Source organism: Xanthomonas sp. F14 (assembly GCF_014199865.1).
Genome location: NZ_JACHOM010000001.1, coordinates 807,442 through 829,176 on the forward strand (window position 1 = coordinate 807,442; position 21,735 = coordinate 829,176).

The following is a 21,735-nucleotide window of genomic DNA, read 5'->3' on the forward strand; positions in this document are numbered from 1 at the left end:
GCGCGCCGCATCAGCGTGGCGCAGACAGCGGCACCGCGGCGGCGGGAATCGGCTTGCCGACATGGCCTTCGGCCATCGCGTCCTTCAGTTCCTTCGGCATATAGGTTTCGTCGTGCTTGGCCAGCACTTCGTTGGCGACGAAGCGCCCGCCCTGCATGCGCCCGTTGGCGATCACCGACTGGTTGTCGCGGAACAGGTCCGGAAGAATGCCGGTGTACTCGACCTGCGTCGCTGCGTGCTTGTCGATCACGGTGAAGTGGACGGTGAGGCTGTCGCTGGCGCGCTGGATCGAGCCGGCCTTGACCATGCCGCCGAGGCGGAATTGCCGGTAGCTGGCCGCCTCGCCGGCATGCACCTGGCTGGGCGTGAACAGGTAGCTCATGTTCCGCTGCAGCGCGAGCACGATCAGCGTGACCGCCAATGCCGCAGCGGCGAGTGCGCCGATCACCAGCCACAGGCGTTGCTTGCGGGTGGCGTTCATGAGGCGTCACGCTCCAGCGGCGCTGTTGCCGACAACTCGCGCGTGCGCCGCGGCGTTTGCCGTTGCAGCTGGCCGCGCAGCTCGCGCGGCAGGCGGCGACGACGCAACCATGGCGATGCCAGGTCGGCCAGCAGCACCAGCACGAACATCGCGTACGCGGTCCACACGTATTGCCCGTAACCGCCCATCGCCAGCAGGGCCGTCATGCGGTGCGCTCCGTGAACACGATGCGGCGCGCCCAGTCCTTGCCGCTTTCCAGGGCGAGCAGGTCCACGCGCACGCGGCCGAACAGGCTGGCCACGTAGTAACACTTGGTCGCCAGCGTCATCGTCAGCAGCGGCCACAGCATGTCCGCGCTCATCGTGGAGGGGCCGAGCAGGCGCACGGTGGAGCCCTGGTGCAACGTGTTCCACCACACCACCGAGTAATGCACGATCGGCAGATTCACCAGGCCCACCAATGCCAGCAAGCCGGCCGCACGCATCGCCTGGCGGCGGTCCTCCACCGCGTGGTACAGGCCGAGCACGCCCAGATACAGGAACAGCAGCAGCAACTCGGAGGTCAGCCGCGCATCCCAGGTCCACCAGGTGCCCCACATCGGCTTGCCCCACAGCGAGCCGGTGCACAAGGTGATGAAGGTGAAGGCCGCGCCGATTGGCGCCGAGGCCATGGTCACCACCTCGGCCAGCTTGATCCGCCAGACCAGTGCGATGAACGCGGATACGCCCATCGCCGCGTAGATGAACAGGCTCATCCAGGCGCTGGGCACGTGGATGAAGATGATGCGGTAGGCATCGTGCTGCTGGTAATCCGGCGGCACCAGCACCAGCCCACCGTAGGCGGCCACCGCACCAAGCAACAGCGCCAGGCCCAAGGCCCACGGACGCACGCGTCCGGCCACGCGATAGAAGGTCGGCGGCGAGCTGAGTCTGTGCAGCCACAAGGGAATCCACTTGGCCATGCCGGTGTCGTCAGTTGGAATGTCTGGCGGGAGGCGCCAGCGCCTGCACGGCGGCACCGGCGTTGACCTGCAACTGGCCGTCGGAGAGCTTGCTGGTGCGCTGCATCAGCTCGCGCAATGCGGTGGCGTCCAGCGACGGCGACAGCGACAACAGCAGCGCGACCACGCCGCTGACATGCGCGGTGGCCATCGACGAGCCGGAGGTGAAGTCGTAGCGGCCGTTCGGCTGGGTGGTCAGGATGTCCTTGCCGGGGGCGCTGAGCACGCCGGGCATGGCCGCGGTGGGGCTGCTGCTGCGTACCACCAGCACGCCCGGCACATCGTTGGGAAAACCGTCCAGCCGGCCGTTGGGCGGCATCGCGGCGACCACGATGCGGCCCTGCTGCACCAGGTGCTGCAGCATCTTGCTCAGCAGCGGGTCGGCCGGGCCGCCCAGGCTCAGGTTGATCACGCGCGCGGAGCTGTTGTTGATCGCCGCCAGCGCCTTGGCCAGGGTGAAGGTGTTGCAGCGTGCGGTGGCGCCGACCGTGGGCGCATACCAGCAGGCCTTGTAGATGCTCAGCATGGCCTTGGGCGCCATGCCGACGATGCCTTGATGGTTGTTGCTGCCGGCGGCGATGATGCCGGCCACCTCGGTGCCGTGCGAGTCGCTGCTGGTCATCACCGGCGAATCGTCGACCAGGTCGTGCACGTCGCGGATGCGCGCCTTCAGGTCGGCATGCGTGGTGTCCACGCCGGTGTCGACCACCGCCACCACCACGCCGCGGCCCTGGGTGACGGTCTGCGCGCTGGCCGCATCGGTGGCGATGAAGCCGCGCTGCAGATCCACGTAGGGGTCGTTGTAGCCGGACAGCGCGGTGGTCTTTTCCGATGCGTCGGCCGAAAACACCGAGAAATCCTGCACCGGTTGCACCAGCTCCACGCCGTCGTCGTCGGCCAGCGCGCTGACCAGTTCGTCGCGCGACACGCCCGGCGGCGGCTGCAGCACGGCGCAATACAGGCCCAGCGAGGTGATTGGCCAGCCGGAGACTTCGCGCAGCTTGTAGCGCTGCTTGAGTGCTTCCATGCGCACGGCGGCCTTCTGGCCGGCGCCGTAATAACTGGAGGCGTAGCCGATCAGGCTGGAACCGGCGCGGGCCGGCGGCGCGCTGAGTGGGTTGGCCACCGCCAGCAGGATGTCGCGGCTGCTGTCGGGCGTGTGCGCATCGGCCGCCGGTGGCGTGCTGGCGCTGGCGGCGACGGGCGCCGGCTCCTGCGCGGCGGCCTGCGGGCCAAGGCCGATGCAGGCGGCGATGATGCCGATGGCGAGCAGGCGCTTCATGGTGCGGACACGATCTCGGCCATGCGGATGCCCGGGTTGGCGCGCAGCTGCTGCACGGTCTGCTGCGGCTGGGCCGGCGGTTGCGGCTGGGCCGGCACCACGGTGTAGGCGCCCATCTCGTTGGGCCCGCCGATCACCTGCAACTGCTGTGCATGCAGCAGGCGGTCCCAGTCGGCCACGGTCATCTTGGCGTCCGGCACCACCCGGATGGCGCCTTGCGGCACCGGCTGGGCGGTGGCGCTGCTGAGCGTGCGGTAGTCGTGCGAGGGCGCAGGCGCGGCCAGTCTGACGCCCATGACGCCAAGGCCGATCGCCTGCACCAGCGCCGCGGCCGCCAGGGCGCGCACGGTCCAGCTACCGGAGCGGCGCGCCGCCGGCGGCGCGGGCGCGCTGGCCTGCTCCGGCGCATCCAGGCGGCCGAGCAGGCGCTGCAGGCCGGCGTTGGCGTCCAGCTTCACTGCCGACGGCAGCGCCAGCGCCTGGCGCAGGCGGTTCTGCTGGGCGAACTCGGCACTGCACGAGGCGCACTTGGCCACGTGCGCGATCAGCCAGGTGTTCTCTTCCTCGGTGGCGCTGTCGAGCAGGACCGCGGGCATCAGTTCCCAGGCGTGCGAGCATTCCTTGCCAGGCGCGATGAAAAACGTCTTCATTGCATGGTCTCCGTATAGGGGGCGCTGCCGGCCAGGCCGGGCAGCACATTGCGTAATTTGACCCGCGCATGGAACAGCCGGGCCTTGATGGTGCCTACCGGGCACTGCATGATCTCGGCGACTTCTTCCAGCTTGTGGCCGACGCCGTAGACCAGTTCGATCACCAGGCGCTGGTCCGGCGACAGCCGTTCCATGCCCTTGTCGAGCCAGTCGCGCAGCTCGCGGTCGTCGTTGTCGTCGGCGCTGGGGGCGTGGTCTTCCACCACCGCTGTATCGTCGATGGCCTCGCCGTCGTGCTGGCGCAGGCATTTGAGGCCGCAGCGATAGGCAATGCCCATGATCCAGGTCGAAACCTGCGAATCGCCGCGGAAGTCGCCGGCCTTCTGCCAGGCGATCCAGAAACAGTCGTTGATGGCTTCTTCGATGATGTCCGGGCGCCGGGTCAGGCGCGACAGGAAGCGGCACAGCCGGCCGTGATAGCTGGTGTACATGGTGGACAACGCGGCGCGATCGCCCGCCGCCATGCGGCGCAGCAGCATGCGATCGGTGGCATCACCCAGGGTGTCGGAATCATTCATCGAGGCAGGCACGGCTTAGGACGCATGTCAGTGCCCGCGGGCGGGCAAAAGGTTGCGTGGGGATCAGAAGGTGACCGACGCGGTACTCAGCCAGGGCGTTTCGCCGGGGCCGCCCTGCAGGCGTGGGGTGTTGTCGCTGGTGACGATGCGTTCCAGCTTCAGCGTCCATCGGTCCCGACTCCAGCGCAGGCCGAATTGCCCATACTGATAGCGGCCGGACCTGGCGGCGCCGTAGGCCATCGCCGGGAAACGTGACGAGCCGGCGCCGACTGTCAGGCTGAGGTCGTCGCGCAGCGGGACATTGGCGGTGACGTCGATGGCGATATTCCACGGCGACTGGTCGGCGCGCGGGAAATTGAAGGTCGACACCGAGAAGGTCAGCACGTCGCGATAGGACCAGGCCAGGCTGGCCTCCTGGCGGTCGAAGGTGCGCGTGGCCTGGTTGGTCGGGTAGCCGTAATACAACGCGCTGGCCTGCATCTGCCAGCGGTCGCCCAGCATCCAGGCGCGTGCGGCCTGGGCGGTCACCGCCACCGGCCGGCTCAGCGAGGGCGATTGCAGCGCGACCGACGCCGACATCGACCAGCCCGGTGCGGGCAGCCAGTAGCCGGCGGTCTGCAGGGTGGCCTTGTTGGGCGCGATCGAGATGCCGCGGTCGATCAACTGCGAGGTCAGCGCCACCGCGCCGCCGACCGTGCCGGCGATGGCATTGCCCGGGCCCAACACCAGGGCCAGCAGCAGGCAGTGGCGCAACGCGGCGCGTCGGCGTGCGGCCTGCGCATGCCGGCAGTGCGGCATGCCCCGGGGCGTGGGGCAGCGTCGCCGGCCCGCCCAGTGGCCGCTCGCGAGCCACGGCTGCCCGTCGCAGGCGCAGCTGCGTCGCGTCCGGAGCGGGTAGGGCCTGGCAGTCAAGGCATTCGGCAATGGGGTAAGCGTCTACATGGAACAGGGGCGCGATAGTGACCCATCACGCAAGACGAGACCGCTGCGACGGCGGTTGTTCCGTCCGTATACGCGAAGGAACCGGCACAGGCAACGCGCACCAGTGCCGGTATGCGCCGGCGATCGCGCTCCCGGATGCCAACCGGCAGCGCTGGCGCCAGCACGCCGGTGGCGATCAGTGCAGGGTGTTGAGGTAGGCGATCAGCGCGTCGAGTTCCTTTTGATCTTCCAGGCCTTCGTACTTCATCTTGGTGCCCGGCAAGGCCTTGGAGGAGGACTGCGACAGATAGGTCTTGAGCTGGGCAGGCGTCCACTGCCACTTGCTCGCCTTGAGCGCATCGGAGTAATTGCTGTAGTCGGCCAGGCTGGCGGCCGGGCGCCCGGCCACGCCGAACATCGACGGGCCCTTCTTGTTCTTGCCCTGGGCGGCGCTGTGGCATTCGGCGCATTCGGTCATGAAAACGCCTTTGCCGTCGGCCGCGTGCGCAGGCGGGGCAAGCAGGGCGCCGGCCAGCAGCAGGCCGGCCAGCGGGGCACACAACAGGGTCTGGTGGAATGACTTCATGGGGGTCCTTACGCGTGCGGGGGATCAGAACGAGACATTGACCGACAGCGCGAAGCTGTCGAGATCGCGCGGGTTGGTGATCGGAATGCCGCCACCGAACACATTGCTGGTGCTGCCGTTGAACTTGTCGAAGCGGAACCAGGTGGCCGCGAACCGCACGTTGGCATTGGTGGTGTAGGTGCCTTCCTTGCCGAACGGGGTCCAGTACAGCAGGATCAGATTGGCGGTGGTGTCGGGGATGCCGTAGGGCTGATAGCGCGCCACATCGAACGAGCCGCTGTTGATCAGATGCGCCGCCAGCACGCCGTAGGTCTGCTTGAACGCGTAATTCATGCTGATGTTCTGGTCGCGCACGCTGCCGCGATCGCGCGGGGACATGCTCGGGTCGGTCGGCAGCAACGGGCTGCCGTATTTGCGGCGCTCGTAGATGTTGACGTAGGCCAGCGACAGCACGTGCTCGCGGGTGCCGAGGAACTGATAGGTCAGGTCGTAGCCCAGGTCGGTGAGGTCATCGCTGGGGCCGCCGCTGCGCAGCCGCTGGCGGCGCGTGGTCATGGCGGTCAGGCCGGCCGAGAAGAACTGCCGCTTCATGTCCTTCATGTAGGCAAGGCGCGCATAGCCGGTGTCGCTGAGCTTGCCCGGGTCGCCATTGGGGTTCCAGCCCAGGTGGTCCTGCGCGTCGGTGGACAGCGCGCTGTAGCTGCCGACTTCGCCGTACCAGTTGCGGTCGAACAGGCCGTACACGGTGGCGCCGATCACGCGGTTGGAGAGCGAGGACGAACTGAGCATGCTGGCCGAGCCGGCGTTGGACACCGGGCTCAACGTCGATGCATTGGGCAGCACCTGGATCGGGTCGGACACGCCGGGATTGTTGTTGATGCTGACCCCGACCATCGCGTCCTTGCCGGCCAGCTGGAACGGCTTGCTGACAAAGCGCAGATCCACATCGTCGAGCTGGGTGTTGAAGGTGTCGTTGCCGCCGTTGTTGGAGCGGATCTTGGAGTAACCGCCGACGTGGTCGTTGACCCGTCCGGCCAGATACAGGTCCGCTTCGTTGATGCGTGCGCTGCTGTCGCCGCGGCTGGGATTGCGCCGGGTCCAGGTGACCTGGCCGGAGGCCGGGATCTTGGTGCCGTTGCCGTCGGTATCGGTGAAGCCGCCGAGCTTGAAGCGCATGCCGTATGGCGTCAGCGACGGACCGTAGGAGCCGACATGGCAGTCCGCGCACGACGAACCGGTCTGGCGTGCAAAGGAGGGAATCGCCTGCGCCTGGGTGCTGGCCAGCAGCAGCAACGGGCCGGACACGCACAACAAGGAGGTCAGGGAAGCGGTGCGCGTGGCAGTGGTGCGACGCGGAGCGGGCTGGGGTGTAGGCATGGAAAGTCCTTGTTCGACGGTACGGGGGGCGGCGCTGCGGGAGCAGGGGACAGCGGGCAACACGGCGGAGCTCATCGGCGTGTTCCCGGCAGCACGCGGTGCAGCAGGCCATCGCGCAACACCAGGTGATGCCAGAGGGCGGCGCCGATATGCGCGATCACCAAGGCCAGCAACACCCAGGCGGCATTCAAGTGCCAGGTGCTTAGGGTGTCGGCCAGGTCTTCGTCCGGCGCAACCAGGTTCGGCAGCGTCAGTCCGAACAGATAGACCGGTTTGGCGTAGGCATTGCTCAACGACCAGCCGATCAGCGGCAGGGCGACCATCAAGCCGTACAGCGCGAGGTGGGTGGCGCCTGCAGCCAGCCGCATCGGCAGCGGCGATGGCGGGCCGGGCGGCAACGCGCGCAGGCGGATGCGCAGGCCCACCCGCAGGACGAACAGCAGCAGCACCATCAAACCGAAGTGGCGATGGCCTTCCATCAGCCACTGCCGCAGGGCGCGTCCTTCCAGCTCGGCGCGCAGCAGGATCAGCGCGGCCGCCATGGCCAGGCAGAACACCGTCAGCCAATGCAATACGCGCACCGGTCTGGGCAGCGGAATGACGCGCGCCGGCAGTGCGGCCTGCTCCGGCAGCGCCGTGGCACTGTCGGCTGCAACCGCATCGGGCGCGTGGGGGGATGAACTCATCGATCGGTGTCCTGCGCTGGTGTCGTTGGATCCGGCAGTACGCGGTGCGCTGCCAGGCCTGGCTCCCCACGCCGGCCGAACTGCGGCCACGTGAACGTGCACCGATATGTGCGGCGCGGCCGCTGAAAGGTTGCATCGCCGTGCAGTGATGACGTGCCTGGGCACGGTGTTGGCGGCAGCGACTGCGCTTGCGCGCACCTGGGTTCGCAGCGCCGTGACGCCGCGCAACCTTTCGCGCATGCCGGCGCACTCAGGCATGTCGCACTACGTGCAGTCAGCGGTTACGCCCTTCCGATCATGGCTATCGAACGCATCCAGTTGCATACCCACGGCGACGATCGCGGGCTGCTCATCTCGTTGGAGCAGCAGCGCAATGTCCCGTTCGAGATACGTCGTGTGTATTACCTGTTCGGCACCCGCAACGGCGTCCATCGTGGACAGCATGCACACCGTCGGCTCAACCAGCTGGCGGTGGCCTTGCATGGCTCGGTGACGATCCTGCTGGATCAGGGCGACGGCCACGGCCAGCAGGAAGTAGTGCTGGACGATCCATCGCAGGGCCTGCTGCTCGGCCGCATGGTGTGGCGCGACCTGCATCGCTTCAGCCCCGACTGCGTGCTGATGGTGCTGGCCGACCAGTTCTACGATCCCGCCGACTACATTCTCGATTACGACCAGTTCCTCAGCGAAGTGCGCGCTGGCAGCGGTCTGGATGCACGCAGGCTGGAAGCATGAGCGTGCACAAGCCCCTGGTGATCGTGGGCGCAGGCGAATTTGCGCAGATCGCCTGCGAGTATTTTCAGCACGACAGCGACTACACGGTGGTGGCCTTCAGCGTGGAGCGCGACTTCCTGTTGCGGCCCACGCTGGCCGAGTTGCCGGTGGTGGCCTACGAAGAGCTCGAGCAGCGCTATCCGCCCGAACAGTACGAGGTCTTCGTCGCCATCCCGGCCACGCAGCTCAATCGCCTGCGGACGCGCTTTTTCCAGGACATGCTGCGGCGTGGCTATCGCTGCGCCAGCTATGTCAGCTCGCGTGCGTTCGTCTGGCGCAATGCGCAGATCGGCGCCAACTGTTTCCTGTTCGAAGGCAACGTGATCCAGCCATTCACCCGGATCGGCGACAACTGCATCCTGTGGAGCGGCAACCATATCGGCCACCGCACCGTGGTGCAGGACAATGTCTTCATCGCCTCGCACGCGGTGATTTCCGGCTATTGCGAGATCGGGCGCGGCAGCTTCATCGGTGTCAACGCCACGCTCAGCGACAAGGTACGCATCGCCGCCGACAACATCATCGGCGCCGGTGCGCTGGTGACCCGGCATACCGATGCCGAGCGTGTCTACGTCGGCTCGCCGGCGCGCGCGGTGGCCGGCAGATCCAGCTTCGACGTGGAGCTGTGAGCATGTTTGCCTGGACCAAGCGCGGCCTGGTGTTCGACGTCGCACGCGATGGTGTGGGCGGCTGGATGCAGCACGCCGCGCTGACGCCGACGCCCTACCGGCTGTCTGCGCAGGTGCTGCGTGTCTATGCGGGCTTTCGCGATGCGCAGGGCGTAAGCCGGATCGGCTATGTGGACGTACGCGCCGACGCACCGACGCAGATCGTCGGTGTCAGCCGGCAGCCGGTGCTGGACATCGGCCGCGCTGGCTGTTTCGACGACAACGGCATGATTCTCGGCGATGTGGTGGCCGGGCCGGAGGGGCTGTACATGTTCTATGTCGGCTTCCAGCGTGTGGCCAAGGCCAAGTTCCTGGCCTTCACCGGGCTTGCGCTGTCCCGCGACGGCGGCGAGCGTTTCCAGCGCGTGCAGGACACCCCGCTGCTGGATCGCGCGCCCGGGCGCAGCACGATTGCCGCGGTGCACTCGGCTCGTTTCGAGGATGGGCGGTGGCGGCTGTGGTACGCGGTGGGCGACGATTGGGAAAGCATCGGCGGCCAGCCGTATCCGCGCTACCACATCCGCTATGCGGAGACCGACGATCTGCACCATATCCCTGTCGACGATGTGGTGTGCCTGCGTCCGCAGGGCGATGAATACCGTATCGGCCGTCCGCGCGTGTACCGCCTGGGTGATCGCTATCTGATGTATTTCACCCGCGGCGATACGCACGGCGGTTATTTCCCGGGTTTCGCATTCAGTCGCGACGGTGTGCAGTGGCAGCGCGATGACAGCCAGCTGGGGCTGCAGCTGTCCGAGCAGGGCTGGGATGCGCAAACACTCTGTTACCCGGCCTTGATCCAGCAGCATGATCGGGTGTTGATGTTCTACAACGGCAATGCGATGGGCCAGGCCGGCTTCGGCCTGGCCGATGCAGCGTTGCCGCCGGACCTGCAGGGGCGCCATGTTTTCGGTTAGGCCGTATCTGCCCGGCGATGCGCCTGCCTGGGATGCCCTGGTGGCGTCCTCGCGCAATGGCAATGTGTTGCATCGGCGCGGCTACATGGACTATCACGCCGACCGCTTCGTGGACGCATCGTTGCTGATCGAACGCGGTGGCGAGGTGGTGGCGGTGCTGCCGGCGAATGTGGAGGGCGACTGTGTCAGCAGCCACGCCGGCCTGACCTATGCGGGCCTGCTGTCGTCCACGGCCCTGCGCGCGGGTGCGACCTTGCAGGTGTTCGAACAGATCGCCGCGCACTATCGCGTGCGTGGGGTGCGCGAGCTTGTGTACAAGCCGGTGCCGCATATCTTTCACGCATATCCGGCCGAAGAAGACCTGTATGCCCTGTATCGCGTGGGCGCGCAGCTGTACCGGCGCGATCTGTCCTCGGCGATCGCGTTGCGCGAGCCATTTGCGTTCAGCGCCGAACGTCGACGCTCGCTGGGCAAGGCGCGCAAGGCCGGTATGCAGATCCAGGCCAGCACCCGACTCGATGAATTTCATGCCCTGCTGACCGAGGTGTTGCAGCGCCACCACGTGGCGCCGACCCATCGGCTGGACGAGCTGCAATTGCTGCAACACCGGTTTCCGCAGCAGATCGTGCTGCATGAGGCGCGAGCCGAAGGGGAGCTGTTGGCGGCAGCGCTGGTGCTGGATTTCGGCCGCAGCGTGCACACCCAGTATCTGGCGGTGTCCGCGCGCGGTCGCCAGCTGGATGCACTGAGCCTGCTGCTGGCCGAGCTGATCACCCAGGTGTATGCGCAGCGCCATTACTTCAGCTTCGGTATCTCGACCGAGCAGGCCGGCCAGGTGCTCAACGACGGTCTGGTCGAACAAAAGGAACGTTTCGGCGCACGCGCCGTGGTACAGGATTTTTATCGGTGGATGCTGTAATGGATGTGCCGTTCTTGGATTTGCGCGCGGTCAATGCGCGATATGCGGAGGAGCTGAAGGTGGCTGCGGCGCGGGTGATCGATGCCGGCTGGTATGTGCTTGGGCAGGAGCTGTCCGCCTTCGAGGAGGAATTCGCCAGCTACTGCGGCGCCGCGCAGACGGTGGGTGTGGGTAACGGGCTGGATGCGTTGTCGCTGATCCTGCGCGGCTATCGCGAGCTGGGCGTGTTGCGCGAGGGCGACGAAATCATCGTGCCCGCCAATACCTTCATCGCCACCTTTCTTGCGATCAGTCAGAACCACCTGGTGCTGGTGCCGGTGGAGCCGGACCCTGCAACCTTCAACATCGACCCGGCCAGTGTGGAGAAGGCGATCGGCCCGCGCACGCGCGCCATCATGGCAGTGCATCTGTACGGGCAGTTGGTGGATGTGGCGGCACTACAGACACTGGCGCGTCGCTACGGGCTGCTGCTGATCGAAGATGCCGCGCAGGCACATGGCGCCAGTGCGCACGGGCGACGTGCCGGCGCCTTTGGCGATGCGGCCGCGTTCAGTTTTTTCCCGACCAAGAACCTGGGCGCACTCGGCGACGGCGGCGCAGTGGTGACCTCGGATGCGCGCCTGGCCGAGCGCATCCGTGCGCTGCGCAACTACGGTTCGCAGGTGAAGTATCACCACCTCTGCCAGGGCGTGAATTCACGGCTGGACGAGATGCAGGCGGCGTTCCTGCGGGTCAAGCTGGGCTATCTGGACGATGAGATCGCCCGCCGCCGCGCGGTGGCGCAGCGCTACCTGCACGGCATCGACAACCCCCTGATCACCTTGCCGACGGTGGTGGCCGAAGCGCAGCACGTCTGGCATCTGTTCGTGGTGCGCAGCGCCCAGCGCGATGCTTTGCAGGCGCATCTGCTGCGCTCGGGCATCCATACCCAGATCCATTACCCGGTGCCGCCGCATCGGCAGCCGGCCTACACCACCTTGGGCGATGCCTGCCTGCCGGTGAGCGAGCGGCTGCACCGCGAGGTGCTGAGCCTGCCGATGGGGCCGGCGCTGGACGATGCGTCAATTGCGCGCGTGATTGCCGCATGCCAGTCGTTTGGCGCTCCCGCATGAATGTCGTGCGCAGCAGCGCCTACACCGGCGTTGCGACGCTGGCCAAGCTGCTGGCTGCGCTGGTGGTGGTGAAGCTGGTGGCGGTCTACGCCGGCCCGCAAGGGGTCGGCCGGCTGGGCCAGTTCCTCAATCTGATGTCGGTGCTGGCGGTGCTGGCGGGCGGCGGCATCAGTGCCGGCATCGTCAAGTACGTGGCCGAGTACCGCGACGACGCGGCTGCGCTGGCACGTCTGCTCAGCGCGGCGCTGTGGTACGCGTTCTGCGCGGCCTGCGTGATGGCGGTGCTAGCGTTGCTGTTCAGTGGCGCCATCGCCGAGCGCCTGCTTGGCGATGCGGCATACCGGCCGCTGATCTGCGTGGCGGCGGTGGCGCAGCTGGGCATCGCACTGGTCAACTACGTCCTGGCGGTGATCAACGGCTTCATGGATGTGCGCCGCCTGGCATTCGTGCAGGTCAGCGGTGCGGTGCTGAGCACGGCACTGGTGGCATGGCTGTCCAGCCGGGCACAGCTGCAGGGCGCCTTGCTGGCACTGGTGCTGGGGCAGGTGCTGTGGCTGCTGGCCGGCGTGCCGGCGCTGCGGCGCAGCGGTTATTTTCGACGCGAGATGTTGCGCATGCGCTTCGATGCGCAGATGACGCGCAGGCTGGCGGCGTTCTCGGTGATGACGCTGACCTCCACGCTGGTGCCGCAGCTGGTGGCCATGCTAGTGCGCGACCATCTGGCGCTGCAGTTCGGCTGGCAGCAGGTGGGTTACTGGCAGGCGGTGGGCCGGGTGTCGGATGCGTATCTGCTGTTCTTCACGACCGCGATCAACGTGTATTACCTGCCCAAGCTGGCATCGCTGCAGGAGCGCGCAGCGCTCGGGCGCGAGCTGCGTGCCGCGTATCGCCATGTGCTGCCGGCGGTGGTCTTGATGGCGCTGGGCGTCTACCTGTGTCGCGATTGGCTGACCTGGCTGCTGTTCGACGCCCGGTTTGCCCAGGCCTCCCCGCTGTATGCCCCGCAGCTGCTGGGCGATGTGATCAAGATCGCCGCCTTCGTGCTGTCGTACGTGATGCTGGCCAAGGCGATGACGCGGCTGTTCGTGATCTCCGAATGCGTGTTTGCCGCCAGCTATCTGGCGCTGGTGTATCTGTTCACCGCGCAATGGGGGCTGATCGGTGCGATGTATGCCTTCCTCGCCAACTACGTGCTGTATCTGCTGTTCAACATCGTGGTGGTGCGGCGCTATCTGGTGCAGCCGGCATGAGCGATTCCACCCAACCCCTCGGGCGTGCACGCTGGCCGCTGGTCTCGGTGCTGATCCCGGCCTTCAACCACGAACGCTTCGTGCAACGCTGTCTGGACAGCGTGCTGGAGGACCCGTACCCGTGCAAGGAACTGGTCATCATCGACGATGGTTCCAGCGATGCGACCGGCGAGAAGATTGCGCAGTGGATCGCCAGCCATGGCCACCGGCTGCCGGTGCAGTTCGTACAGCGCGCCAATCGCGGGGTGGCGGCCACACTCAACGAGCTGGCGCTGCGTGCGCGCGGCGAGTACCTGCGGCTGGGCGCAAGCGATGATTATCTGCTGGCCGGCGGGCTGGATGCACAGGTGCGCTACCTGCGTGCGCATCCGCAGAAACTGGCGGTGATCGGCGATGCCTGTGTGGTCGACCAGCATGGGCAGCTGCTGCACGGCAGCGCCATGCGCGACCTGCATCGGGTGGATGTGGACCTGTACCGCTCTGCATCCGGCATCCGCCGCGCGGTGATCCAGCAGTGGGCGGTCGGCGGCGCGGTGGCGCTGCTGCGCCGCAGTGCCTTCGATGCGCGCGCCGGCTGGGACGAGTCGCTGCGGATCGAAGACTGGGATTTCTTCCTGCGTCTGGCCGCGCGTGATGCGCTGGGCTTTGTCGACGTGCCGGTGTGCGCGTACCGGTTGCATGGCCACAACCTCAGCAAGACCGTTGACGTGCGCGCGCGCATCGCCAACCTGAGCGAGTCGCGTCAGGTAGCACGGCGCTGTGCGGAATTGTTCGATGCGCCCGAGCGCAGCTTGCTGCACGCGCAGTCGCACTACATCGCCGCAAAGGTGGCGTTCCTGCAGCGCCGGCCGCACCGGGTGATCGGGCATCTGCTCGCCTATGCCTGGATGTCGCTGCCGGCCAGGTGGCGGCCCAGGTCGGCGCGCAGCACGGTGAAACCGGCATGAGCATGCTGCTACGCCGGCCGGCGACCTATCTGGCACTGCCGATGCTGCTCAGTTGCGCGCTGACGCTGCTGACCTACAGCTTGCCCGGCGACTATGCGGACGGCATCGCGCTGCTGGCCGCCGCCGCCGCCGCGACCTGCGTGCTGGACGCCGTGCTGCGCGTGCAGTTGCCTGCGGTGGAGCGCTTTCGCGCCTACCGTTACGCCGGCACCCGTGATGCCTTCCTGGTGATGACGCTGGCGGCAGTGGTGACGCTGTTCTGCATCGTGGATGTGGCGCTGTTTCCAATTCCGCTGTTCAGCGATCCGTCCTCGTATGCGACCTTGAGCCCGCTGCGCGCGCATGTGCGGCACATCTCCAACATGTGCTGGATCCTGCCGCCGATCGCGTTGCTGTGCGTGCGCCATCGCGGGCTGCGCGCGGCGATGCTGACGCTGGGATTCGTGTTTCCGATCGTGGTGATCGACCGCAACCGGATCTTTGCCGGGTTGTTTTCGTTCGTGCTGGTGATGCTGTTGCGCCGCGATCCGGCACGTCGCCTGCCGTGGAAGACCATCGGCCTGCTGGTGCTGGCCGGTGGCGGGGTGTTTTCCATCCTCGGCGCACTGCGTTCCGGCTCGCTGGCTACCGTGGCCCTGCCGTTCAGTGCCTTGTATCGCGCCATGCCGCAGGGCGTGCAGTGGTTGCTGCTGTACATCAGCGCCGGGCCGTACAACTTCGGCGCGATCCTGGCCAAGGGCTATGTCAACGCCAGCTTCCTGGTCAATCAGCTGGTGCCGTTCAGTGGCTCGATCGCCACTGCCGGCACCAGCATTCCGCTGGATGCGCCCAACATCAATGTGGGGACCGAATTCTTTCCGTTCCTGATGGCCTGGGGGGCGCCGGGTGCGTTGCTGGCGCTGCTGGCGTTGTATGCAGGGCTGGTGTGGAGCATGCGCCTGCTCAACCGCTCGCTGTCGATCTTCCATGTGCTGATCTTCCTGCGCATCGCCTATGCCTGCCTGGTGTCGCCATTTGCGCCGCAGGCCTTCACCTGGACCAATTTCGGCTTCATCGCGCTGTGCCTGGTGTTGCATGCCTGCACGGTGCTGTTGCCTACCCGCAATGCCGTACCCACCGCTGCTGCGTAATGCGCGGCCGCTCCGCTTCACCCTGTTCCAGAGCCGGTGCACCATGACTCAACACGACGATATCTATCTGATCGACCTGTGGCGCATCCTGCGCCGCGAATGGCGCTGGGCGCTGGCCGCACTGCTGGTGGTGCTAGCACTGACCTTGGCCTTCACCCGCCTGGCCAGGCCGCAGTGGGAAGCCACCGCCTGGATCCAGGTCGGCGAGATCGGCCCCACGCCGGCCGGGCGCGACCCCAAGGTCGAACCGTTCCAGCGCGTGATCGACCGCATGAAGACGCGGCTGTTCCAGGATGCGGTGCTGCGCCAGGCCGGCGTGCCGCTGAAAAGCCGCGCTGCGCAGCTGTACCGCGGCAGCCTCAAGCCGGACCCGGACCCGTATGCCAATCTGATCGGGGTGACCATCCGGGCCGAATCGTCGGCGCAGGCGCGCAAGCTGGCGATGGCGACGGTGACCGCCTTGCAGGGCCTGCACGGCGACACCAACGCCGTGGCGCTCGCACTGGCGCGTACACGCCTGCAAGGCCTCACCGACGATCTGCGCGCGGCAATCCGCAACCGCGATCGGTTGCAGCAGCAGGTGCAGGCCGGGCAGGGCGCCGCCGCGGCCACGCCGGCCCAGGTTCTGGCAGGCGTGCTGTTGACCGACAGCAACACCACCGTGCGCGCATTGAAGAGCGAACGCGACGATCTGATTGCCCGGCTGACCACGCGCTACACCTATCAGACCTCGCTGGCATGGCCGTTGTACGTGCCCGAGCAACAGGCGTTTCCCAATGCCGTCACCGCCTGGGCCGCCGGCCTGCTCGGCGGGGCGGGCCTGGCGGTGCTGGCGGCGGTGTTGCGCAATGCATGGCGGCGCCGCAGGGTTGCCGCACCGCGCGCTGCCGGCTGATCTGCGCAGCGCCGTGCGGCACGCTACGCAAGGCTGCCCACGCTGCAACCAAACCGCCGGCGCACGGCACTCACCGGTCAATCAAGCGGTGCCGCGTTGGCGGTGTCGCGCCTGGAGAGTGTCGTGAGAACAGCTGGATCGGTGTGGGAGGCTGCGCATGTCGATGGTCAATGAGCATGCGGCGCGCGGTGGCACGGTGGCCCCTGAGCGCTTGCTGGAGACGCAACGCGCGTTCGACAGCGTTGCGCCCGACTACGACGGCCCACGCGGCAACAACGCGCTGATCCAGCGCATGCGCACCACCTTGTGGGACACGGTCGCGGCCGAACTGCCGGTGGGCTCGCACCTGGTGGACCTGGGCTGCGGTACCGGCCTGGATGCCGGCGAATTCGCACGCCGCGGTTACCACGTGCTGGCCACCGACTGGTCGCCGGCGATGGTCGAGCGCACCCGCCATCGCGCGGCCACGCAAGGCCTGCAAGAGCGCCTGAGCGCGGCCCATGTCGGCATCCAGCAGCTCGACCAGCTGCAGGGCAGCTTCGACGGCATGTATTCCAACTTCGGCCCGCTCAACTGCGCGCCGGATCTGCCGGCGGTGGCGGCCGAATGCGCGCGTCTGCTGCGCGCCGATGGCTGCCTGGTTTTCTCGGTGATCGGGCGCATCTGCCCCTGGGAAATCGGCCATTACAGCGTGCGCGGGCGGTTCAAGCGCGCCGCGGTGCGCGCCGCGCGCGGGGTCACCGCGGTGGGCATGAACGGCCACACCATCTGGACCTGGTACCACCTGCCGCGCGAGTTCTACCGCGCCTTCGCCAAGCACTTCGTCCTGGACCGCTATCGCGCGTTGAGCCTGTTCCTGCCGCCGCCGTACCTGGTGGATTTTTGCGAACGGCATCCGCGCCTGTCCGCGCGCCTGGGTCAGTGCGACGACCGGCTGGGCGGCCTGCCGTTGCTGCGCGACATGGGCGACCACTTCCTGATCGTGATGCGCAAGCGCTGAGTGGAGACGCCGATGTCCATGGCCGATGTCTGTCTGCAGGGCGCGCGCTCGATCACCCTGGCCGGCCCCTCGCGTGCGCCGCTGACCATCCTCGCAGGGCGCTTCGGCGGCACGCTCGGCACGCGCAGCCTGCGCCTGGACCTGCAGGGGCATGTGCTGGCGCCCGGCCTGATCAATGCGCACGATCATCTGCAGGTCAACTGCGTGCCGCCGCTGCCGCAGGGCGCGGCGTTTCCCAACAGCTATGCGTGGATCGAGGCATTCCAGGCGCATTTCCAGCATCCCGAGGTGGCCGCGGCCCTGCGTGTGCCCAAGGCGGTGCGTCTGCGTCACGGTGGATTGAAGAATCTGCTGGCCGGCGTCACCTGCGTGGCGCAGCACGACCCGTGGCACGCCACCCTGGACGAGGCCAGCTTTCCGGTTGGCCTGCTGCGCGAGTTCGGCTGGAGTTATGCACTGGGATGGACCGGCTATGGCCCACCGGTGCAGGGCAGCTTTGCCGCCACCTCGCCCGAGCATCCCTGGATGATCCACCTGGCCGAAGGCACCGACGCGGCGGCGGCCGCCGAGCTGGAGGAACTGGATCGGCTTGGTTGCCTGGCCTCCAACAGCGTGCTGATCCACGGCGTGGGCATGGGCGAGTGCGATATCGAGCGGGTGATCGCACGCGGCGCGGCGGTGGTGTGGTGCCCGTCGAGCAATCTTGCGCTGCTGGGTCGCACGCTCGACCCCTGGCGCCTGTGCATGGCGGGCCGGCTCGCGTTGGGCAACGATTCGCGCGTCAGCGGTTCGCGCGATCTGCTGGAAGAACTGCGCATTGCCGCCAGCAGCGGCTTGGCCGCGGATCTATTGCTCGGCCTGGTCACCCATCAGTCGGCGCGCATCCTGCGCATGGCCACGCGTGGACGCCTGGCGCCGGGGGCGGCGGCCGATCTGGTGATCGTGCGCGACCGCGGTGGCGACCCGGCCGACAGCGTGGTGGGCTGCGCACGCAGCGACCTGCGTGCGGTGATACGCGATGGCGTCCCGCGCATCGCCGACCCGGATTTTGCCGACTGGTTCGACGCTGCAGGTGTCCAGACCGTGCCGGTACTGCTGGATGGCCGACCCAAGCTGCTCGATGCCACGCTGGCCGATCCGGCGGTGCTGGCACTGGAACCGGGCCTGCAGCGCGTGGCGCAGGCTGCGCACCGGCCCGGCGTGGCCATGGCCGCCAGCGGTGCGCTGTCGTGAGCGCAGTGCCGACGCTGGAGCCGGCGGCGGCGTATGCGCTGTGGGCGCAGGCGTATCCGCCGCATGCGCACAATCCGGTGATGCTGGCCGAGGAGCGCGCCATGCTCGCGCTGATGCCGAGCGTGTTGCAGGGCCAGCACGTGCTGGACGCCGGCTGCGGCAGTGGCCGCTACATGCTGCATGCCTTGCGGCGCGGCGCGCTGCAGGTCACCGGCGTGGATCTGTCGCCGCAGATGCTGCAGCGTGCGCACACCGAGCTGTCGCAGCACTGGCCAGCGGCGCGCATGCACCTGCAACAGGGCAGCCTGGAGCAACTGCCACTGGACGATGCAGTGGCCGATCTCAGCGTCTGCGGCCTGGTGGTCGGCCATCTGCAGCGGCTATGGCCGGCGCTGGAAGAACTGCATCGGGTCACCCGCGTCGGCGGCATCGTGCTGTGCAGCGATGTGCATCCGATCGGCCATGCGCTGGGCTGGCGGCGCGACTTCAAGGCCGATGGCCGGCAGTACGCGGTGCGGCACACGCAACATCTCTACAGCCATTGGCATGCGGCCTGTGCGGCGCTAGGGATGGAAATCGAAGCGGTGGCCGAGCCGATGCTGGACCCGGCCGACATCGCGCCCGGTGCACGGTTCGATCAGGCCGCGCTGCAGGTGCCGGTTGCGCTGGTGTTGCGGCTGCGGCGCATCGCGTGAGCGCCGTGGCGGTCATGCTGGCGTGTGCCTGCAGCACCTCGGCCGCGGGCAAGCCTTGCCGTTTGCGCGCCGCGCGGTGCGCGGCACGTGGCCCGATCGCGCTTGCAGGCCGTGCAATCCGGGCGCGGTCGCTGTGATGAGCTTGCGGGTGGCACAACTCAACCTGGTGCCGACGCCGGCCGGCCTGACGGCGGAGCAGGTGTTCGCGCAATGGCCATCGCTGGCCGATATCGCCGAGGCCGTCGCCAGCGCCGGGGTGCGCGTGGCGGTGGTCCAGGCCTCTGCACTGAACCTGCGGCTCACCCGCCAGGGCGTGGACTACCGTTTCGTCGAGCTGGGTGCGCGCGGCAGTGCACAGCGCGCAGCGCTGCTTGCGGCGATGCTGCGCGAGATCGGCGCCGATGTGGTCCATGTCCACGGTCTGGAATTTGCCGGCGATGCACGCCGTCTCGCCCGCCTGCTGCCGCATACGCCGATCCTGCTGCAGGATCACGCCAACCGCCCGCCGCGCTGGTGGGCCCGGAGTGTGTGGCGGCGTCGCTACGCTGCCGCCGCCGGGATCGCGTTCACCTCGCTAGACATGGCGCAGCCGTTCGCACAGGCGCGCCTGTTCAAGGCCAGGACGCAGCTGTTTGCGATTCCCGAATCGAGCAGCCGCTTCTCGCCGGGCGATCGCCTGCAGGCACGCGAGCACACCCGCCTGCATGGCGACCCCTGCGTGTTGTGGGTCGGGCATCTGAGCGCGGCCAAGGATCCGCTGTGCGTGCTCGATGCCGTCGCCCTGGCCGCACGCGTGTTGCCGGGCCTGCGGCTGTGGTGCGTGTTCGACCAGGCGCCGTTGCTGGAGCAGGTGCAGCAACGCCTGCGCGCCGATCCGTCGCTGGCGCGCTGCGTGCAGCTACTGGGCAAGGTGCCGCATGCGCGCGTGGAAACGCTGTTGCGTGCCTGCGATCTGTTCGTCTCCGCCAGCCATGCGGAGAGCTGCGGTTACGCGGCTGTGGAAGCCTATGCCTGCGGCACCTTGCCGCTCTTGACCGATATCCCAGCCTTCCGTGCGCTCAGCGATGGCGGCGCAGTCGGTGCGTTGTGGCCGGTGGGCGATGCCTCGGCCCTGGCGGAACTGCTGTTGCGGCTCTTCCGGCAACGCCCCGACCGCGCACAGGTGCGCGCGCATTTCGATGCACGGCTGTCGTTTGCCGCGGTGGGGCAACGCTGGAAGCATGCGTACACCCGGTTGCTGGCCGCGCCAGGGCGGGCCGCATGAAACTGGCCCTGGTGGTCCCGGGCGGCGTGGACCGCAGCGGCGAGGTCCGCGTGATCCCGGTGTTCCTCACCCTGATCGAATGGCTGGCGCGCCATCACCAGGTGCATGTGTTCGTGCTGCACCAGGAGCCGCTGCCCGGTACCTGGGCATTGCGCGGCGCCACCGTGCACAACATCGGCGCCAGGCGCACCCGCACGCGCGCGATCGCCGCCATCGCCAGCGAACACCGGCGTGCCCCCTTCGATGTGATCCAGGCAATCTTTTCCGGCTATTGCAGCCTGATCGCGGTCGCCGCGGCAAGGCTGTTGCGCCGTCCCAGCGTGGTGCATATCGCCGGTGGCGAACTGGTCGCATTGCATGGCATCGGCTACGGCGGCCGGCAGCGTTGGCGCGGGCGTTTACGCGAAGCGGTGATCCTGCGCCTGGCCGACCGCGTCACCGCGGCCAGCGTGCCCATCCTGGAGTCGCTGACGGCGCTCGGCATCCACGCGCAGCGGGTGCCGCTGGGCGTGGATCTGCGGGCCTGGCCACCGGCGGCGCCACGTGCACGCAGCGGCGGCATCGCCCGCTTGCTGCATGTGGCCAGCCTCAATCCGGTCAAGGACCAGACCACCTTGCTGCAGGCAATGGCGGCGCTGAAACGCGCCGGTGTCGCCTTTACCCTGGACATGGTCGGCGTCGATACGCTGGATGGTGCCATGCAGCGCCTGGTGCACCAGCTGGACCTGGGCGGGCAGGTGCGTTTTCTTGGTTTCAAGACCCAGCGCGAGTTGCGCCCGATCATGCAGACGGCCGACCTGCTGGTGCTGTCGTCCTTGCACGAAGCCGGCCCGCTGGTGCTGCTGGAAGCGGCGGTCGCCGGCGTGCCTACCGTCGGTACCGCAGTCGGGCATCTGGTCGAGTGGGCACCGGTGTGCGCGCTCGCGGTACCGCCGGGCGACTGGGCCGGACTGGCAGAAGCCGTCCGCCAGGTCCTGGCCGACGACGAGTTGCGCCTGCGCCTGGCCTGGGCAGCGCAATGCCGTGCGGTACGCGAGGACGCGGCGTTGACCACGCGGCTGTTCGAGCAGCTGTATCGGCAACTGTGCGAGGCGCGGCCGCTGCGCTGACTGCGCCTGCAAGGACGCAGCCTGCATCGGCCGCCATGCAATACGCGCGGTGCAGCAACGAGGCTGCCAGGCCGAACCTGGTGACATCCTCGCAAGGGCGATCGGCTGAAAAGCGGCAGCCTGTGCACGCCTGCTGCAGTCCTGGAATCACCAACAAGACGTCGCGATCGGCCGATGGATGGATGCGGCCGGCGCGCCCGGAATCCGACTGGGCGGTAGATACCTGCCGCCTCCGGGCATCGGCCGCGCCGGCGCGGCAGT

24 protein-coding genes are annotated in these 21,735 nt (G+C 67.8%); 14 read left to right on the forward strand and 10 right to left on the reverse strand.

The features are described from left to right. Positions 1-10: 10 nt before the first annotated feature. The 10 genes from ccmE to GGR73_RS03620 form a co-directional block, all read right to left on the reverse strand. The gene (gene ccmE, locus GGR73_RS03575; RefSeq protein ID WP_102252257.1) at positions 11-481 is read right to left on the reverse strand and encodes a cytochrome c maturation protein CcmE; all 471 of its coding nucleotides are present in this window, start codon (positions 479-481) and stop codon (positions 11-13) included. Beyond that, positions 478-687, reverse strand: coding sequence for a heme exporter protein CcmD (ccmD, locus tag GGR73_RS03580; protein ID WP_184455686.1), 210 nt, complete (start codon positions 685-687; stop codon positions 478-480). The genes ccmE and ccmD overlap by 4 nt, the downstream gene beginning before the upstream one ends. After that, entirely contained in the window at positions 684-1,442 is a 759-nt protein-coding gene (gene ccmC / locus GGR73_RS03585; RefSeq protein WP_184455688.1) for a heme ABC transporter permease CcmC, read from the reverse strand. Before ccmC ends, ccmD begins: the two co-directional genes overlap by 4 nt. 10 nt (positions 1,443-1,452) lie before the next feature. Further along, a complete protein-coding gene (locus tag GGR73_RS03590) occupies positions 1,453-2,763 on the reverse strand; it encodes a S8 family serine peptidase (RefSeq protein WP_065032353.1) in 1,311 nt (436 codons plus the stop codon). After that, positions 2,760-3,413: a zf-HC2 domain-containing protein gene (locus GGR73_RS03595; protein WP_024940346.1), complete on the reverse strand. Its 654-nt coding sequence runs from the start codon at positions 3,411-3,413 to the stop codon at positions 2,760-2,762. The genes GGR73_RS03590 and GGR73_RS03595 overlap by 4 nt, the downstream gene beginning before the upstream one ends. Further along, the gene (locus GGR73_RS03600) at positions 3,410-3,991 is read right to left on the reverse strand and encodes a sigma-70 family RNA polymerase sigma factor (RefSeq protein WP_065032352.1); all 582 of its coding nucleotides are present in this window, start codon (positions 3,989-3,991) and stop codon (positions 3,410-3,412) included. Before GGR73_RS03600 ends, GGR73_RS03595 begins: the two co-directional genes overlap by 4 nt. Before the next feature lie 63 nt (positions 3,992-4,054). Continuing rightward, positions 4,055-4,789, reverse strand: coding sequence for a hypothetical protein (locus tag GGR73_RS03605; protein WP_160954975.1), 735 nt, complete (start codon positions 4,787-4,789; stop codon positions 4,055-4,057). Positions 4,790-5,108: 319 nt separating this feature from the next. After that, positions 5,109-5,498 (reverse strand): c-type cytochrome, encoded by a 390-nt coding sequence (locus GGR73_RS03610; RefSeq protein WP_016902092.1) that lies wholly within the window; start codon positions 5,496-5,498, stop codon positions 5,109-5,111. 24 nt (positions 5,499-5,522) lie between these two features. After that, a complete protein-coding gene (locus tag GGR73_RS03615; RefSeq protein WP_024940349.1) occupies positions 5,523-6,875 on the reverse strand; it encodes a hypothetical protein in 1,353 nt (450 codons plus the stop codon). A gap of 71 nt (positions 6,876-6,946) precedes the next feature. Beyond that, positions 6,947-7,561: a cytochrome b gene (locus tag GGR73_RS03620; protein ID WP_024940350.1), complete on the reverse strand. Its 615-nt coding sequence runs from the start codon at positions 7,559-7,561 to the stop codon at positions 6,947-6,949. A gap of 297 nt (positions 7,562-7,858) precedes the next feature. On the opposite strand from GGR73_RS03620, the gene GGR73_RS03625 reads away from it, so the two are divergent. The 14 genes from GGR73_RS03625 (at position 7,859) to GGR73_RS03690 (ending at position 21,474) form a co-directional block, all read left to right on the forward strand. Beyond that, positions 7,859-8,296, forward strand: a complete 438-nt coding sequence (locus GGR73_RS03625; protein WP_016902088.1) for a sugar 3,4-ketoisomerase — start codon at positions 7,859-7,861, stop codon at positions 8,294-8,296. Further along, complete coding sequence (locus GGR73_RS03630; protein ID WP_016902086.1) at positions 8,293-8,964, forward strand: acetyltransferase; 672 nt, start codon at positions 8,293-8,295, stop codon at positions 8,962-8,964. Before GGR73_RS03625 ends, GGR73_RS03630 begins: the two co-directional genes overlap by 4 nt. A 2-nt stretch (positions 8,965-8,966) precedes the next feature. After that, positions 8,967-9,920, forward strand: a complete 954-nt coding sequence (locus tag GGR73_RS03635) for a hypothetical protein (protein WP_024940351.1) — start codon at positions 8,967-8,969, stop codon at positions 9,918-9,920. Positions 9,921-9,927: 7 nt separating this feature from the next. Continuing rightward, on the forward strand, positions 9,928-10,839 hold the full coding sequence (locus GGR73_RS03640; RefSeq protein ID WP_184456481.1) for a GNAT family N-acetyltransferase: 912 nt from the start codon (positions 9,928-9,930) through the stop codon (positions 10,837-10,839). After that, complete coding sequence (locus GGR73_RS03645) at positions 10,839-11,951, forward strand: DegT/DnrJ/EryC1/StrS aminotransferase family protein (protein WP_184455689.1); 1,113 nt, start codon at positions 10,839-10,841, stop codon at positions 11,949-11,951. The genes GGR73_RS03640 and GGR73_RS03645 overlap by 1 nt, the downstream gene beginning before the upstream one ends. Next, the gene (locus GGR73_RS03650) at positions 11,948-13,201 is read left to right on the forward strand and encodes an O-antigen translocase (RefSeq protein WP_024940354.1); all 1,254 of its coding nucleotides are present in this window, start codon (positions 11,948-11,950) and stop codon (positions 13,199-13,201) included. The genes GGR73_RS03645 and GGR73_RS03650 overlap by 4 nt, the downstream gene beginning before the upstream one ends. Continuing rightward, the gene (locus GGR73_RS03655; protein WP_184455691.1) at positions 13,198-14,148 is read left to right on the forward strand and encodes a glycosyltransferase; all 951 of its coding nucleotides are present in this window, start codon (positions 13,198-13,200) and stop codon (positions 14,146-14,148) included. Before GGR73_RS03650 ends, GGR73_RS03655 begins: the two co-directional genes overlap by 4 nt. Next, complete coding sequence (locus tag GGR73_RS03660; RefSeq protein ID WP_184455693.1) at positions 14,145-15,278, forward strand: hypothetical protein; 1,134 nt, start codon at positions 14,145-14,147, stop codon at positions 15,276-15,278. The genes GGR73_RS03655 and GGR73_RS03660 overlap by 4 nt, the downstream gene beginning before the upstream one ends. Positions 15,279-15,321: 43 nt before the next feature. Further along, positions 15,322-16,173: a Wzz/FepE/Etk N-terminal domain-containing protein gene (locus tag GGR73_RS03665; protein ID WP_184455695.1), complete on the forward strand. Its 852-nt coding sequence runs from the start codon at positions 15,322-15,324 to the stop codon at positions 16,171-16,173. 157 nt (positions 16,174-16,330) lie between these two features. Beyond that, positions 16,331-17,173 (forward strand): class I SAM-dependent methyltransferase, encoded by an 843-nt coding sequence (locus tag GGR73_RS03670; RefSeq protein WP_184455697.1) that lies wholly within the window; start codon positions 16,331-16,333, stop codon positions 17,171-17,173. A 12-nt stretch (positions 17,174-17,185) separates the two neighbouring features. Continuing rightward, positions 17,186-18,406: an amidohydrolase family protein gene (locus GGR73_RS03675; protein WP_184455699.1), complete on the forward strand. Its 1,221-nt coding sequence runs from the start codon at positions 17,186-17,188 to the stop codon at positions 18,404-18,406. Then, positions 18,403-19,101, forward strand: coding sequence for a class I SAM-dependent methyltransferase (locus GGR73_RS03680; protein ID WP_167704080.1), 699 nt, complete (start codon positions 18,403-18,405; stop codon positions 19,099-19,101). The genes GGR73_RS03675 and GGR73_RS03680 overlap by 4 nt, the downstream gene beginning before the upstream one ends. 136 nt (positions 19,102-19,237) lie before the next feature. Next, the gene (locus GGR73_RS03685; protein WP_184455701.1) at positions 19,238-20,365 is read left to right on the forward strand and encodes a glycosyltransferase family 4 protein; all 1,128 of its coding nucleotides are present in this window, start codon (positions 19,238-19,240) and stop codon (positions 20,363-20,365) included. Beyond that, entirely contained in the window at positions 20,362-21,474 is a 1,113-nt protein-coding gene (locus GGR73_RS03690; protein ID WP_184455703.1) for a glycosyltransferase family 4 protein, read from the forward strand. The genes GGR73_RS03685 and GGR73_RS03690 overlap by 4 nt, the downstream gene beginning before the upstream one ends. Positions 21,475-21,735 lie beyond the last annotated feature (261 nt).

What these genes read in the sequence shown, in the direction of transcription:
- GGR73_RS03635 (WP_024940351.1), top strand. Translation starts at nt 8,967, where the DNA reads ATGTTTGCCTGGACCAAGCGCGGCCTGGTGTTCGACGTCGCACGCGAT.
- GGR73_RS03625 (WP_016902088.1), top strand. Translation starts at nt 7,859, where the DNA reads ATGGCTATCGAACGCATCCAGTTGCATACCCACGGCGACGATCGCGGG.
- GGR73_RS03630 (WP_016902086.1), top strand. Translation starts at nt 8,293, where the DNA reads ATGAGCGTGCACAAGCCCCTGGTGATCGTGGGCGCAGGCGAATTTGCG.
- GGR73_RS03615 (WP_024940349.1), bottom strand. Translation starts at nt 6,875, where the DNA reads ATGCCTACACCCCAGCCCGCTCCGCGTCGCACCACTGCCACGCGCACC.
- GGR73_RS03590 (WP_065032353.1), bottom strand. Translation starts at nt 2,763, where the DNA reads ATGAAGCGCCTGCTCGCCATCGGCATCATCGCCGCCTGCATCGGCCTT.
- GGR73_RS03600 (WP_065032352.1), bottom strand. Translation starts at nt 3,991, where the DNA reads ATGAATGATTCCGACACCCTGGGTGATGCCACCGATCGCATGCTGCTG.
- ccmD (WP_184455686.1), bottom strand. Translation starts at nt 687, where the DNA reads ATGACGGCCCTGCTGGCGATGGGCGGTTACGGGCAATACGTGTGGACC.
- ccmE (WP_102252257.1), bottom strand. Translation starts at nt 481, where the DNA reads ATGAACGCCACCCGCAAGCAACGCCTGTGGCTGGTGATCGGCGCACTC.
- ccmC (WP_184455688.1), bottom strand. Translation starts at nt 1,442, where the DNA reads ATGGCCAAGTGGATTCCCTTGTGGCTGCACAGACTCAGCTCGCCGCCG.
- GGR73_RS03670 (WP_184455697.1), top strand. Translation starts at nt 16,331, where the DNA reads ATGTCGATGGTCAATGAGCATGCGGCGCGCGGTGGCACGGTGGCCCCT.
- GGR73_RS03610 (WP_016902092.1), bottom strand. Translation starts at nt 5,498, where the DNA reads ATGAAGTCATTCCACCAGACCCTGTTGTGTGCCCCGCTGGCCGGCCTG.
- GGR73_RS03645 (WP_184455689.1), top strand. Translation starts at nt 10,839, where the DNA reads ATGGATGTGCCGTTCTTGGATTTGCGCGCGGTCAATGCGCGATATGCG.
- GGR73_RS03665 (WP_184455695.1), top strand. Translation starts at nt 15,322, where the DNA reads ATGACTCAACACGACGATATCTATCTGATCGACCTGTGGCGCATCCTG.
- GGR73_RS03650 (WP_024940354.1), top strand. Translation starts at nt 11,948, where the DNA reads ATGAATGTCGTGCGCAGCAGCGCCTACACCGGCGTTGCGACGCTGGCC.
- GGR73_RS03685 (WP_184455701.1), top strand. Translation starts at nt 19,238, where the DNA reads ATGAGCTTGCGGGTGGCACAACTCAACCTGGTGCCGACGCCGGCCGGC.
- GGR73_RS03605 (WP_160954975.1), bottom strand. Translation starts at nt 4,789, where the DNA reads ATGCCGCACTGCCGGCATGCGCAGGCCGCACGCCGACGCGCCGCGTTG.
- GGR73_RS03675 (WP_184455699.1), top strand. Translation starts at nt 17,186, where the DNA reads ATGTCCATGGCCGATGTCTGTCTGCAGGGCGCGCGCTCGATCACCCTG.
- GGR73_RS03620 (WP_024940350.1), bottom strand. Translation starts at nt 7,561, where the DNA reads ATGAGTTCATCCCCCCACGCGCCCGATGCGGTTGCAGCCGACAGTGCC.
- GGR73_RS03690 (WP_184455703.1), top strand. Translation starts at nt 20,362, where the DNA reads ATGAAACTGGCCCTGGTGGTCCCGGGCGGCGTGGACCGCAGCGGCGAG.
- GGR73_RS03660 (WP_184455693.1), top strand. Translation starts at nt 14,145, where the DNA reads ATGAGCATGCTGCTACGCCGGCCGGCGACCTATCTGGCACTGCCGATG.
- GGR73_RS03595 (WP_024940346.1), bottom strand. Translation starts at nt 3,413, where the DNA reads ATGAAGACGTTTTTCATCGCGCCTGGCAAGGAATGCTCGCACGCCTGG.
- GGR73_RS03655 (WP_184455691.1), top strand. Translation starts at nt 13,198, where the DNA reads ATGAGCGATTCCACCCAACCCCTCGGGCGTGCACGCTGGCCGCTGGTC.